The 13,435-nt window shown below is 26.2% G+C and carries 15 protein-coding genes; 4 read left to right on the plus strand and 11 right to left on the minus strand.

What is annotated here, in order from left to right; translation table 11 throughout:
• Positions 1-44 precede the first annotated feature (44 nt).
• Complete coding sequence (locus tag ACN6I1_RS06780; RefSeq protein WP_021431238.1) at positions 45-173, minus strand: hypothetical protein; 129 nt, start codon at positions 171-173, stop codon at positions 45-47.
• 339 nt (positions 174-512) lie between these two features.
• Positions 513-1,607 (minus strand): hypothetical protein, encoded by a 1,095-nt coding sequence (locus ACN6I1_RS06785; RefSeq protein WP_419743222.1) that lies wholly within the window; start codon positions 1,605-1,607, stop codon positions 513-515.
• A gap of 164 nt (positions 1,608-1,771) precedes the next feature.
• Here ACN6I1_RS06785 and ACN6I1_RS06790 point away from each other — a divergent pair, with 164 nt between their 5' ends.
• Positions 1,772-2,077, plus strand: coding sequence for a DUF1540 domain-containing protein (locus ACN6I1_RS06790; protein ID WP_114543974.1), 306 nt, complete (start codon positions 1,772-1,774; stop codon positions 2,075-2,077).
• Between the two features lie 40 nt (positions 2,078-2,117).
• Here the strand turns inward: ACN6I1_RS06790 and ACN6I1_RS06795 are convergent, their stop codons facing one another.
• A complete protein-coding gene (locus ACN6I1_RS06795) occupies positions 2,118-2,609 on the minus strand; it encodes a hypothetical protein (protein WP_419743223.1) in 492 nt (163 codons plus the stop codon).
• A 280-nt stretch (positions 2,610-2,889) separates the two neighbouring features.
• Here ACN6I1_RS06795 and ACN6I1_RS06800 point away from each other — a divergent pair, with 280 nt between their 5' ends.
• Positions 2,890-4,005 (plus strand): tyrosine-type recombinase/integrase, encoded by a 1,116-nt coding sequence (locus ACN6I1_RS06800; protein ID WP_419743224.1) that lies wholly within the window; start codon positions 2,890-2,892, stop codon positions 4,003-4,005.
• A 181-nt stretch (positions 4,006-4,186) separates the two neighbouring features.
• Here ACN6I1_RS06800 and ACN6I1_RS06805 read toward each other — a convergent pair whose 3' ends face one another.
• Entirely contained in the window at positions 4,187-5,020 is an 834-nt protein-coding gene (locus ACN6I1_RS06805) for an alpha/beta fold hydrolase (protein ID WP_419743225.1), read from the minus strand.
• Between the two features lie 49 nt (positions 5,021-5,069).
• On the minus strand, positions 5,070-6,026 hold the full coding sequence (locus ACN6I1_RS06810) for a CorA family divalent cation transporter (protein WP_021432946.1): 957 nt from the start codon (positions 6,024-6,026) through the stop codon (positions 5,070-5,072).
• Positions 6,027-6,419: 393 nt separating this feature from the next.
• Between ACN6I1_RS06810 and ACN6I1_RS06815 the strand changes: the two genes are divergently transcribed.
• Positions 6,420-7,646, plus strand: a complete 1,227-nt coding sequence (locus tag ACN6I1_RS06815) for an aminopeptidase (protein ID WP_419743226.1) — start codon at positions 6,420-6,422, stop codon at positions 7,644-7,646.
• Between the two features lie 45 nt (positions 7,647-7,691).
• Here ACN6I1_RS06815 and ACN6I1_RS06820 read toward each other — a convergent pair whose 3' ends face one another.
• From ACN6I1_RS06820 to ACN6I1_RS06845, 6 genes are read right to left on the minus strand one after another with little or no spacing between them, the layout of a single operon-like run.
• Positions 7,692-8,531: a 4-hydroxy-3-methylbut-2-enyl diphosphate reductase gene (locus tag ACN6I1_RS06820; protein WP_419743227.1), complete on the minus strand. Its 840-nt coding sequence runs from the start codon at positions 8,529-8,531 to the stop codon at positions 7,692-7,694.
• Between the two features lie 10 nt (positions 8,532-8,541).
• Complete coding sequence (locus ACN6I1_RS06825; protein ID WP_021431248.1) at positions 8,542-9,141, minus strand: lysophospholipid acyltransferase family protein; 600 nt, start codon at positions 9,139-9,141, stop codon at positions 8,542-8,544.
• Positions 9,142-9,163: 22 nt separating this feature from the next.
• Positions 9,164-9,811: a (d)CMP kinase gene (gene cmk / locus ACN6I1_RS06830; RefSeq protein ID WP_025161907.1), complete on the minus strand. Its 648-nt coding sequence runs from the start codon at positions 9,809-9,811 to the stop codon at positions 9,164-9,166.
• 11 nt (positions 9,812-9,822) lie between these two features.
• The gene (gene aroH / locus ACN6I1_RS06835; RefSeq protein WP_025161906.1) at positions 9,823-10,188 is read right to left on the minus strand and encodes a chorismate mutase; all 366 of its coding nucleotides are present in this window, start codon (positions 10,186-10,188) and stop codon (positions 9,823-9,825) included.
• A complete protein-coding gene (locus ACN6I1_RS06840; protein ID WP_419743228.1) occupies positions 10,188-11,393 on the minus strand; it encodes an NAD(P)/FAD-dependent oxidoreductase in 1,206 nt (401 codons plus the stop codon). The genes aroH and ACN6I1_RS06840 overlap by 1 nt, the downstream gene beginning before the upstream one ends.
• Before the next feature lie 12 nt (positions 11,394-11,405).
• Positions 11,406-12,050 (minus strand): histidine phosphatase family protein, encoded by a 645-nt coding sequence (locus ACN6I1_RS06845; protein WP_419743229.1) that lies wholly within the window; start codon positions 12,048-12,050, stop codon positions 11,406-11,408.
• Between the two features lie 148 nt (positions 12,051-12,198).
• Here ACN6I1_RS06845 and ACN6I1_RS06850 point away from each other — a divergent pair, with 148 nt between their 5' ends.
• On the plus strand, positions 12,199-13,425 hold the full coding sequence (locus ACN6I1_RS06850; protein ID WP_419743230.1) for a VanW family protein: 1,227 nt from the start codon (positions 12,199-12,201) through the stop codon (positions 13,423-13,425).
• The last annotated feature ends 10 nt before the right edge of the window (positions 13,426-13,435 follow it).

Raw genomic sequence — 13,435 nt, forward strand, 5'->3', positions numbered from 1 at the left:
ATTAAAGAGCATTGGAATCCCAATACTCTTTAATTAGTTATTAATTAATTTCCGCAGCCAGAACATCCGCCGCCGCATCCACCGTCAGCTTGGTTTTCTGGTGCAACTCTAAATCCATAACCAGTATCTTCTATAACTATATCTCCATAGTTATTGTAATCTTCTGTACTCATTATAAAGTTTAAACCTTCTACTTCGTAGTTAAGGTCATCTCCGCTTTGCTCATCCAGAGCAAGTCCAAATGATGGACCGCCTCATCCTGCTCCTGCAAAATAAACTCTTATATTTTTAGGTCTATCTTGACTGTCAGCTAAAATATCTTTTAATGTTTTCACAGCTGTATCTGCAACTTTAACTTTCATTTTAATACATCCTTTCAATTTTATTACATAAATTTATATAAAAACAAATTTATATATATATTATACCCATATAGAGTATATAATCAAACTTTTTTCTTAAATTTTTAAAGTTTTTTGCAAAATTAAAAAGAGTAGTAAATTAATACTACTCTAATGATCAATGTACTCTATTGATGAATTTATAATGAAACTTCCCTTTTCTTCTATATTTAAAACAACTACACTAGGTGAAGTATACACATAGTCCGATAAAACAGGAAATAAAATTGTATACTTTCCTGTTTGTATGTTATTAAATAAATACTTACCATTAATATCAATAGAGGAATAAACTATATCACCATATTCATTAATAAGTGTAACGACTTTATCCCTAAAAGAAGAAGATTCACTTTGTTTTAAATCAACTAACTTCTCCTCAGGTTTTATATATCCAAATATCTTAGATAAAGTAAAATCTGGGTTAGAATTATTAACTTGAGATTCTTTAGATTTTAAGTAAATTGGTTGAATTAAAGTCCCACTTAAGATTCTTGGAAAACTAGTTGTGTCTTCTTTATAAAAATCAGCCTTTAATATACAATTAGATTTTATATTATTTATAACTATCTCTGATATAGAATATAACATAGAAGGTCTTTCATTTGTATGAATACTGTCGTACTTACCATTGACCTGTATATTATCTAAAAAAACAATAGAATTAATATCCCAAATTATATTAGAAGAAAAAAATAATGATTTTTCCATATCAATTTCAATTGGATCAAGTATTATACATTGATCAGTTGCTAAAATAGTCGTGTTTCTAAAACTAGGTCTATTGAACTCTGATAAGTTTGATATCCTGTTATTATCTAAATTTACAGTTCGTAATTCGGTATTGTTAATGTTTGGTATAGCTTTTATATTATTACTATCTAATCCTAATCTTTTGAGCTTCTTTAAGTTTTTTATAAAGCTAATATCTTCAATTTTATTTTCATTTAACTCTAATTCTTCTACTTTGTTAAGTTTTGATAAAGGAGAAGCGTCACAAATATTGTTTTTATTTAGGTTTATATATACAGCATTTATGGCAAACTCTATTCCTTTTATATCCTTAATATTATTACCTGATAAATCTATTTCTGTTAATCCTTTCATGAAATCTTTTGTTATATCTGAAATATGCACGTTAAATTGCCTTGATAAAGCTAATTTAAGGCTGTTGCTTATATATGGATGTTGATTATTCTTTTCCAATGTCTATCATTCCTTTATATAGTAGTCACAATATAATATATGGTTATTTAATGGTACATGACACTAAATATCTATCCTTAAAATAGTACTTATTTTATCAATTTTTTATTGCTTTTTTGTACATACTAATAATAAATACTTATTTTATAAGGAGTGATGTTATTATGTCAAAAATAAACTGTAGTGCTATTACATGTAGTTATAATATAAACGGAAATTGCCATAGTGGAGCAATTAAAGTTGATGGATCTAAACCAAACAATTTAAAAGATGTTCACTGTACATCATTTATAAGTGTACATAAAAACTTAAAAAGTGATATTCAAAGTGAATGTGAGCATATTGTCTGTAATGCTATTGATTGTATCCATAATAAAAATTCAGAATGTAGTTGCTATAATATATTCGTGTCAGGGAATGATGCTAAGAATTTTAAACAAACTAACTGTTGTAGTTTTATATCAAAGTAAAAAAATAGGCGAGTTAAATTCTCGCCTATTTTTTATTTAATCACTTAACTTGTAATTTAGCCCATGCTAATGTTTGGTCTCCAGAGGCTTTACTAAAGTAATAATTTTCTAAGTACTCATTTCTGTCGGATATCGATTGAGTCTCCAAAAACAAAGTTAAAAAGGATAAAGACATACTATAATAATTTAGTGTATTTAAAAGTCCAAGAGAAAATGGATTTCTTTCTTCGTCTCCACTTTTTTCTTTATGGTAATCAGACAATGTTATCCTAAGTTCTCTTATCTGTGTTTTTATATATAATGCTTCTTTTAAAAGATCCTGTGTATCTTTTTTATTAATAATAGCATTAAGTGAGTTAGAAGCTAAAATTTCAACTTGGTTTCCTATCCTAGTCAATTCATTAATATATTTCTCCTCCACTGAACTTGTATTGCTAGGTAAATTTGGAGCGTATATATTTGCATATGAATTGATATTACTAAACATAATTATTGTAATAAAAGCAATTGTTGATACTAGTATTTTTTTCATAATAAAACTCCTTACATAATCTTATTTTATATTGCTTATCTTAAAATTAGTATTACTTTTAAACAAGTCAATTATTCATTTTTCATTATTTAATTACCTATAGAAACAAATATAGACATAAAATATATAGTTTTATGTCAAAAAAATATAAGTTAGTTATTTCAATGTATATATCGATTCAATGTATTATTATGTCAGTTTTATGTCAGATATTTAAATGTTTTTTATTTTGTTTTTATGTTACAATATATACTATAATGTTTCTTATTGGAGGATAAAGATGAGCTTTGCATTTATAAGGAAAAGAAGTAAAAATTACATAGTATATTTAGAATATAAAGACCCAGCAAGCAATAAAAAAATTCAAAAAAATATGGGTTCATATGATAAAAAAAGAGATGCTTCCAAGAAGCTCGCAGAGATAAAAGATAGCATATATAACGAAGATTTATTGCTTCCAAATGCTATGACTTTTGATATATTCTTAAAAGATTTTTTAGAAAAATATAAGATAAATTTATCGATAACAACCTATAATTGTTACACAAGAATATGCAATAAATATATAATTCCCATGCTAGGAAGATATAAAATTGAAGATCTTCGACCAATACATATACAAAATTACATAGATGACTTAGTTGGAATTTTAAGTCCACAGACAATAAAAATACATATAAATATATTAAAACTTGCTACAAAAAAAGCCTATAGATTAAAGTTAATAAGAGAAAATATTGTAGAATATGTAGAAGTTCCTAAGGTTAAAAAATTCAAAAATAACATATATAATAAGCAAGATATGCAAAAACTATTAGAAAAATGTACAGGAACTTCTTTAGAATTACCTATTTTTATAGCCAGCGGATTAGGCCTTAGAATATCAGAAATATTAGGTCTCACATGGAATAATCTAGATTTTAATAATAATTCTGTTACAGTAGAAAAGATAACTGTAAGAAATAATGGGAAAGTAATTTTAAAAGATCCTAAGACAGAAAGTTCTATAAGAACAATTTCTGCTCCAACAGAGCTTATGAATAAGTTAAAAAATTTCAAAAAAGAACAAATCGAATTGAAGCTTCAAGGTAAAATAAAAAATGAAAAAAACTTATTATTCTTTGATAAAAACGAAAATCCTATAGCTCAAGATGTGTTAAGTAAAAAATTTAGTAGATTTTTAAGTGAACATAATTTAGAACATATACGATTCCATGATTTACGTCACTCTCATGTTACACTTTTAATAAACTCAAAAGTTCCTATAAGAGTTATTTCTGAAAGAGTCGGACATTCAAATATAAATACAACCTTGAATATTTACTCTCATGTACTCAAAGAAATGGATAAAGAAGCTAGCGATAAAATATCAGAAGCTTTATTTAATTTAGGATAAAATAGCGAAAAAACAGACCTTTATATTTAGAATATAAGAGGTCTGTTTTTTATTTTTATATATTTGTATTATATTAAAGTATTAGCTTCTTAAAATCTAAATAAAAGCTTTTATCTAAATCAAAAGTTATAACATCAAAATATAGTTTAAAATAATAATATTATGTAAACCAATGTCTCTTTTAAATAAATACAGATCCAAAATCTTTTATAATATTTATTAATTTTGATGAATCCTCTATGTAAGGAGTATGTCTTCCATTTATAGTTTTGATTATGTTATTTTTAAATTCAAAACTTTCGTGATGATCTATTCCTACTGCATAGTCTTCACTTCCCGTTATTATTAAAGTCGGAATGTTTATGCTTTTAGTTAAATAGGTATAATCTAGAAAATAGTTTTTATTTTCAAATGCACGCTCAGACATTTTCGTATTTAAAATTTCTTTATCTAAATTTTCTAGCTTCTCATAGTTACTTATACTTTTAAATTGAAGCATATAATACATATTATATCTAACTAAATTAAAAACAACTTTTTTCCAAATACATATTAAGTTTTGCAAGTTTGTATCACAGTCAATCTGATCTACACCCAAAAGATTACACCCTTCTTTTATTTGGCTTTTTAATGCTTCTTTAAAATCTAGAGTACAGTTTATTAATATTATACCATCTAGATTTTCTCCATATTTACTTGCATATGAAGTTGCTATAATTCCACCAAATGAATGTGCAATTATTATAAATTTTTGTATGTTAAGCTTAACTCTAACTTCTTCTATATCCTCAACTAATCTATCAATAGAATAATTCGAGTTATATTCACCTTCAGATCTACCACAACCTCTTTGGTCTAAATACGTTATATTAAACATGTCATTCATATGAATGCCACAAAACTTTTCGAAATCTTTACTCCAAGCGCCAGGTCCTCCATGTACATATATACAGTCTAAGCCCTCTCCTTCTCTATTTACATAAAGATTTATATTATCATTAGTTTTTATATACATAATCTCCTCCAATTAATTAATGTATTTACATTATAGCAAAATTCAAATGCTAAAGCATTTTTTTAGATTTAAATATCATTATCCCTAATGCCAATATTAAAAACATAAACCCTATTGTACAATAGTATCCAAAACGCCATTGAAGAAAAGGCATGAAACTAAAGTTCATTCCATATATACCTGTTATTATAGTAAGTGGAGCTGAAATAGCTGTAAGTAATGTTAATTTAGTTATTAAACTATTAGTTTTTTCAGCTACTTGAGAAGAGTATATATCCAGCAACTTATCAGCCAATTCTCTAGTAGAAATAGCAAAATTGTACAACTTATCTATGCCAAAGTCGATGCTTTGTAAATTTTCAAGATTATGTTTTTTTATATCTGAATATGTTAAATATCGTATATTCTCTTTTAATATCCTATCTCCTATATAAAGTAATGGTCTAGTGTTTTTAACTACAGTCCTAGTTAAATTTCTAATATCACTGATTTCATGAAAATATTGATCTCTAACTCCTTGAAGCATTTTATCTTCTAACTCCAATATCATATCTTCTAATTTCTCTAAGCTTTCAAAGCTATTTACTATTATTTCTTTGAAAATTAAATAATTTATTTTAAATAGTGCTACAATTGGGTTTTCATCTACTTTAAAGTTATCTTTCATCATTTTTAAAATGTATTTATATATGAATGTATCTTTGTCACTTACTACAAGAATGTAATTATCAGCTAAATATATGTTTATTTCACTTATGATAGCTTTATTGTTTATAAGTTCAAATATATTTAAGCTTAAAAAATCATAGTTATCAAACAAATCTAATCGTATGCTATCATCAAAGTCTAAACAATCTTTAAATGTTATTTCATCTATATCTAAAATAGATTTTATTTTATTTAGTTCGTAAGGTGTTGACAATATCAAGTAACATTCATTACTATCATAAAAATCATCCTTAAATTGATTTAAATGATTATGTGTATTTAAATTAAGTATATTCATTCACTTCACTCCAAACCTGTTATAAATATATTATGTATATAAATTAAATATTAATTCATTGCATAAATACTTTATTTATTATCTATAATTTAGTAATGGTAGTTTTGGCTTTACAGAACATTTGTTCTGTAAAGCCAAAACTAAAACCAGTCAATTTATTGGAAATATAAGCTTTTTCAAAATGTATATTAATGTAATTGATTGATATATATTAATTTTAGTTTTTAAAGGTATTTAAATTGAATTTTATACACTTTAAAGAAAAATTCATAAAATTTGTTTAATATAATAATATTATGTAAACTTAATTCAAAAAAATAATAAAAATTTCAACTTAAGGATGCTTTATTATTATATAATTTAATTAATAAATATGTACTATTGGAGGTTACTATGGAATTTAAAATTAAATTAAAAAAATACGCTGAGTTAGCAGTAAAGGTTGGGGTAAATCTTCAAAAAGGACAAACGCTTCTTTTAAGAGCTCCTATATCTTGTACAGATTTTGCTAGAGAAATAGTAAATGCTGCTTATGATTTAGGTGCTAGAGATGTTGAGATTGAATGGAGCGATGAAGAAAGTTCTTTAATAAAATATTTAAAAGCTCCAGAAGACGTTTTTGATGAATTTCCTAAATGGAAAATAGAAAAATACAATTCATTATTAGACAAAGGAGTATGTATTATAAATATAGACTCTTCTAACCCTACTATATTTAAAGATGTAGATCCTATAAGAATGCAAAAAGCTAGTAAAGCATCTAGTGAAAGTATACCGTTATGGAGAGATGCTATTATATCAGATAAAATTAAGTGGACTATTGTATCTGCACCTAATAAAGAATGGGCATCTAAAGTATTCCCCGAGTTAGATGAAAATGAAGCTATAAATAAATTATGGGATTATATATTTAAGTGTACTAGAGTGGATACTGATAATCCTATAGTAGCTTGGAAAAATCACAATTCTAAATTAGCTGAAAAAGTTATGTTTTTAAATAACTATAAATTTAAATCTTTACACTTTAAATCTCCTAAAACTGATTTACATATAGATTTACCTGAAGGACACATATGGGCTGGAGGTTCAAGTGTAGATCCAAATGGTATAGAATTTACAGCAAATATCCCAACAGAAGAAGTATATACTCTACCTCATAAATTCAAAGTTAACGGTGTTGTTTCTAATACAAAACCATTTATATACAATGGAACTATAATAGATAAATTTACATTAACATTTAAAGATGGTAAAGTTGTTGATTACAATGCAGAGGTAGGTTATGAGTCATTAAAATCATTATTAGAATTAGATAATGGATCTTGTTATTTAGGTGAAGTTGCCTTAGTTGAAAATAACTCACCTATATCTAATACTGGAATAGTTTATTATACTACTTTATATGATGAAAATGCATCTTGTCACTTAGCTTTAGGTGGTGCATATAAAACAAGTATAGAAAATGGTAGCGAGATATCAAAAGAGGATATGGATAAATACGGTGTAAATGATAGTATAACTCATGATGATTTTATGATAGGTTCTAGTGATATGAATATATTTGGTTTAACTAAGGATGGTAAAGAAATACAAATATTTAAAAATGGAAATTGGGCATAAAATAATAAAAAGGGATATATAAATATATCCCTTTTTACAAAGTTTTTACAAAGCTTTAATATAACTTATAACTTCTTCAATTATCCAATCAGGAGTAGATGCTCCTGCTGTTAATCCCACTTTTTTAAACCCTTTAAAATCTTCTGGATTTAATTCATTTACTGTTTCTATAGCTAATGTAGGAACATAGTCCTGACATATTTGAACTAGTTTTTGAGTATTAGAACTATGCTTACCTCCAACTACTACCATCATATCAACATCCGATGATATTTCTTTAGCAGCCTCTTGTCTAACTTTAGTAGCAGAGCATATAGTATTATTGAATATTACATTATCAAGCTTATTAGATAAAGCTTCTAATATTTTATTATATAAATCAATATTAATTGTAGTTTGAGCAACTACGCAATATTTTTTATTTTTATCTAAACTGATATTTTCTAAGTCTTCTAAAGTTTTTATTATTATAGCTTCATTATTACACCATCCGTTAATTCCTATAACTTCAGGATGTTTCTCATCTCCTATAACAATTATATCAAACCCTTGAGAATAATGTTTTTTAGCTACCTCATGAATTTTTTTTACAAAAGGGCAAGTTGTATCAATTACATTAAGACCTTTTTCTTTTGACTCTGTATATACAATCTCACCTACACCATGACTTCTAATGATCATGCTCTTTGATGTAGGAACTTCTCTTACTTCATCAATAGTTTTTAATCCATTTTCTTCATATTTTAAAACCGCTTGTTTATTATGAATTAATGGACCAAGAGCATATATACCGTCTTCGCTTTTTTGAAGTTCATCCCAAGCCATCTTCATAGCTCTTTTGACTCCAAAGCAAAATCCAGCATTTTTAGCTATTTTAACTTCCATATTGATCCCCCTATTTTGCATTCTTATAATAATTTTCTTTTATTACATCTAGTACATTTTGAGATAATCTTTGGTAATCGTCACTTGTTAGCTTTTCTTTATAATAATCTTCAAATGAGATAGGTTTATCTATGTATATTGTAACCCTATTAAATAGTCTATAGTTAGTTATTATAGACATAGGTATTACTAAAGATTTTCCTTTTACCGCAAACATACCTAGACCTGCCTTAGCTTCTAAAAAACCAACATCCTTACTTCTAGTACCTTCAGGAAACATTCCTATGCATCCGTCATTTCTAAGGATTTTTAAAATGCTTTTTATCGTAGATGCAGTTGGATTCTCTCTATCTACAGGAATAACATTTATTTTATTTAATATATATCCTAAAGGTTTTACTTTAAACAATTCTTTTTTAGCAACAGCTGTAATAGGTCTGTTTTTGTGCATACATGCAGCTAAAAATATCGGGTCTAAATTTGACTTATGATTTGCAGCAATTATTATAGAACCTTCTTGAGGTATATTTTCAATTCCTTCAACTCTAAATTTAAAAAACACGCGTGAGAATACATTTAAAACGCCTGTTACAAAGTTATAAAATTTCACATTAATCTCCCTTCAATTTGACTTACTTTATTTTATCTATAACTGATTCAACTACTTTATCTATACTTTTTCCTGTAGTATCAATTTCAATTGCATCGTTAGCTTTAACTAAAGGTGCGAATTCTCTATTAGAATCAATTTCGTCTCTTCTTATTACATCATTAATAACTTCTTCTAAAGTAGTATTATATCCTTTTTTTATAAGTTCTTTATATCTTCTTTCTCCTCTTTCTTTTGAAGAAGCAACTAAGAAGAATTTATAGTCAGCATTTGGGAAAACATATGATCCTATATCTCTTCCGTCTAAAATAACAGAGCTTTTATTACCAATGTCTCTTTGAACATCCACCATTAAATGTCTAACATCTTTTATTTGTGCTACATTAGATACGTTATGGCTAACTTCAGGAGTTCTAATTTCCTCTTTTAAAATCTTTCCGTCAAGATAGATATTATTATCTTTAAAATCTATATCACTTTTTTTTGCAATTTCAATTACTTCATTTTCATTATTAATATCTATTCCACTTTGAAGCACTTTATATGTTATAGCTCTATACATTGCGCCTGTATCTATATAATTTATATTCATTTTATCAGCTACTATTTTTGCTATTGTACTTTTCCCTGCACCTGCTGGTCCATCTACTGCTATTACTAAATTTTTCATATTATTCACTCCTATTCAACTATGTCTGGTCTTAAACTTTTAGCATTATTTAGATATATATGTTTAATCTCAGACTTTGACTTTTCACTATTTATATTTACCATAACTCTAATACATTTTCTGAGACTACCTTGAATATACTTTTCTTCAAAATTAAGTAAAGGTGTATCACAAATATTTAATAAATCTCTTACAGCTACAGATGGATATACCACATCTAAATCACTAGTCATTGTAAAGACCATACTTATAATATCCTCTTCTAATATATCATTTTCTTTTATTATGTTTTCTATCAGTACTTTAGTTTCATTTAATATTTCTTCTATGGAGTTTTGATTAACTGTTGTCGCTCCTCTAACTGCTAATACTTTCATTAATAATCACTTCCTGCTAAATACCCTGTTGAAAAAGCTATTTGAAGATTATATCCGCCAGTCTCGGCATCTACATCTATAACCTCTCCAGCAAAGAATAAATTTTTAATTATTTTAGATTCTAAATTAGATGAATTTATTTCCTTTACACTAACTCCTCCACTAGTTACCATAGCAGCTTTAATTGTTAGCATCTCAGAAATAGTTAATTTCATACACTTTATATATTCAATAATTTTTAATTCATCTTCTTTTTTTAATTCATTAGGTTTTTTATCACTTAAATTAAGTAAAGTCAAAATTTCTTTTAAAAAGTTTTGTGGTAATATGCTTTTTAAATTTGTTAGTATATTTTTATTTGGATTTTCTCTTATTATCTTTGATAATTCATCACTTGAAGTTTTTTGTAAAAAGTCTATTGTAATTTCAATAGGATTATTATCAAGGGGTTTATTTATATATGAAGAAAACTTTAGTACTGCAGGTCCTGATATTCCAAAATGTGTAAATATCATGTCACCTTGAGTTTCAATTTTTTTCTTTTTAATTTTAGTACTTATGCAAACATCTTTCATAGCTACACCTTGTAAATTTTTTACAAAACTCTCTTGTGTAACTAAAGGGATTAATGCTGGATATAGCGGTTTTATTTCATGTCCATATTTTTTTAAAATTTCAAACATATACCCATCAGAACCTGTTGCTGGATAACTTTTACCACCAGTAGTTACAATTAATTTATCGCAACTAATTTTTTCTCCTTTATTAGTTATAACTCCTTTAGCTTCACTATTTTCTATAACTAAGTCACAAACAGTTGTGTTATACATTATTTCAACATTATTTTTTGAAAGGTTACTTAATAGTACATTTATAACATCATCAGCCTTATCTGACTTAGTATATACTTTTTCATCATATTCAACCTTGTACTCTAAATTATTCTCTTTAAAGTATTCTAATAAGTCGTAGTTTGAAAATGTATAAAAAGAACTATATAAGAACTTTTTGTTATTAACTACCTTATCAAAAAAATCTTCTATATTTCTATTATTAGTTATGTTACATCTTCCGCCACCTGTAAGTTTAAGCTTTTTTCCTATTTCATTATTTTTTTCTATTAAAATTACTTCATTTTGTTTTGAAGCTGATATTGCGGCCATTATGCCAGCCGGTCCACCTCCAACAACTATAACTTTTGCCATATTTATATCTCCTTACTCAAGTGCTGAGTTGTTTATTTTTTCATTGTTTTTGATATGAGTAGTATCATTCATTTTTATTATAACTGGTCCATAATCTCTATATTCAACTATATTTAAAGCAGTATTGTCTTGCTTAATTCTATATATATTTTCCATACCTGAATTTAAGAAAGATAAAAGCATAGCCCTAACAGTTACAGAGTGAGTTACAAGTAATATGTGTTTATTATCATATTTCTTATTAAGTTCATTTATAAAATTATCTACTCTATCTTTTATTATATGTAAAGTTTCTCCTTCAGGAATTTCAACTAAATGTGGTTCATTTCTCCATGTATTATATATATCTGCATAATTCATTTTTATTTCATCTATTAATAAACCTTCCCATTTACCAAATCCCATTTCTCTAAGAGCTGGCGTTTCACAAACGCTTATTCCTAAACCGTCTCCAAGTATATTAGCAGTTTGAACAGCTCTACCTAAGTCGCTTGAAAATATATAGTCTATTTTATGATTTTTAGCTAAACTATCAGCAAGCTCAGTAGCTTGTTCTATTCCTTTCTCTGTTAAATCTGAATTACCATGTCCTTGCGTTTTACCTAATATGTTCCAATTAGTTTGTCCATGTCTTACTATATAAAAAGTATTTGCCATAAGTAGCCTCCTATATTTATATATCTTTATTTTTAACGTTCATCAAAATTTTATTATATCATAATTTGACAAATTAAAAAACTTAAACATACAAATATTCATTTAAGGACAATATATATATGAATAATAATAAAGGAGTTTTTAAAATATGAAATCCAAATATCAATATTTAATTATTATAATATTTATATCTTGTTTATTGCTTGGAATAGGAATTAATAAATCAGAAATTGATACTTCATCTAAAATATATAAAAATATATATGTAGAAGATATTGATATTTCATACTTAACATTTGAGGAAGCACTAAATTTGGTTGAATCTAAATATAAGGAAAAGCCAATTAAATTGACCTATGGAGATAAAACTTATGTTATAAATCCATCAGATATAAATTTAAAATTCAATAAAGATAAAGCAATTAAAGAAGCTTATTTTTTTACTAGAAATGATGATATACTGGTAAACCTAAAAAGAAAATCAAATTTAAGATTTAAAGACAAATACAGTATAAATTTAATTAGTACCTATGATGAAGTTAAGTTAAGTAAACTAATTAATGATATCTGCAAAGAAATAGATATAAAAGAAGTTAATGCTACTATATCTATAAATGATGATGGTTCTATTAAAAGGACTAAATCTAAGCATGGTAAGAAAGTTGATAAAATTAAGTTAAAAGAATCCATATATAATATGATAGCAAATAAGAACATAAAAGATTTGAAAATTCCAGTAAATACTGTTGATCCTAAAGTAACCACAGAAAATGTTAACTCTATAAATACAGTACTAGGTCAATTTAGTACTACTTTTAACTATACGACTTCTAGAGGGAATAATATAAATGTTGCAGCAAGCAGTACCAGTGATAAATTAATAATGCCTCATAAAGAGTTTTCATATAATAATGCTACAGGCGCTAGAACATGGCATAACGGATATAAAACAGCTAAGGTTATAGTTGGCGGAAAGTATGTAAATGGCGAAGGTGGTGGAGTATGCCAAGTATCTACCACAATATATAACGCTGCATTACTTTCAGGAATGAATATATCAGAAGTTCATAATCATACATTTGTATCAAAATATGCACCTGCAGGTCGAGATGCTGCAGTATCTTATGGATATACAGATTTTAAATTTGAAAATCCGCTTATGCATCCTGTTTATATTAAAAATACAGTAAATAAAGGAGTTATTACATCTAAAATTTATGGATGTGATAAAGACAGAGAAAGACTTTACCTTATAACAAAAAGCAATTATGAAGAAGATAAAGTTAAGGTAGATACTTATAGAGTATATTTAGATGAAGAAGGAAATATCATTAGAGAAGAACTTATAAATAAAAACACCTACAAAAAGAAATAAGAGAATAGAA

The sequence above is a fragment of the Paraclostridium dentum genome (assembly GCF_048568265.1).
Lineage (GTDB): Bacteria > Bacillota > Clostridia > Peptostreptococcales > Peptostreptococcaceae > Paraclostridium > Paraclostridium dentum.

What these genes read in the sequence shown, in the direction of transcription:
- ACN6I1_RS06780 (WP_021431238.1), bottom strand. Translation starts at nt 173, where the DNA reads ATGAGTACAGAAGATTACAATAACTATGGAGATATAGTTATAGAAGAT.
- ACN6I1_RS06790 (WP_114543974.1), top strand. Translation starts at nt 1,772, where the DNA reads ATGTCAAAAATAAACTGTAGTGCTATTACATGTAGTTATAATATAAAC.
- ACN6I1_RS06795 (WP_419743223.1), bottom strand. Translation starts at nt 2,609, where the DNA reads ATGAAAAAAATACTAGTATCAACAATTGCTTTTATTACAATAATTATG.
- ACN6I1_RS06800 (WP_419743224.1), top strand. Translation starts at nt 2,890, where the DNA reads ATGAGCTTTGCATTTATAAGGAAAAGAAGTAAAAATTACATAGTATAT.
- ACN6I1_RS06805 (WP_419743225.1), bottom strand. Translation starts at nt 5,020, where the DNA reads ATGTATATAAAAACTAATGATAATATAAATCTTTATGTAAATAGAGAA.
- ACN6I1_RS06810 (WP_021432946.1), bottom strand. Translation starts at nt 6,026, where the DNA reads ATGAATATACTTAATTTAAATACACATAATCATTTAAATCAATTTAAG.
- ACN6I1_RS06815 (WP_419743226.1), top strand. Translation starts at nt 6,420, where the DNA reads ATGGAATTTAAAATTAAATTAAAAAAATACGCTGAGTTAGCAGTAAAG.
- ACN6I1_RS06820 (WP_419743227.1), bottom strand. Translation starts at nt 8,531, where the DNA reads ATGGAAGTTAAAATAGCTAAAAATGCTGGATTTTGCTTTGGAGTCAAA.
- cmk (WP_025161907.1), bottom strand. Translation starts at nt 9,811, where the DNA reads ATGAAAAATTTAGTAATAGCAGTAGATGGACCAGCAGGTGCAGGGAAA.
- aroH (WP_025161906.1), bottom strand. Translation starts at nt 10,188, where the DNA reads ATGAAAGTATTAGCAGTTAGAGGAGCGACAACAGTTAATCAAAACTCC.
- ACN6I1_RS06840 (WP_419743228.1), bottom strand. Translation starts at nt 11,393, where the DNA reads ATGGCAAAAGTTATAGTTGTTGGAGGTGGACCGGCTGGCATAATGGCC.
- ACN6I1_RS06845 (WP_419743229.1), bottom strand. Translation starts at nt 12,050, where the DNA reads ATGGCAAATACTTTTTATATAGTAAGACATGGACAAACTAATTGGAAC.
- ACN6I1_RS06850 (WP_419743230.1), top strand. Translation starts at nt 12,199, where the DNA reads ATGAAATCCAAATATCAATATTTAATTATTATAATATTTATATCTTGT.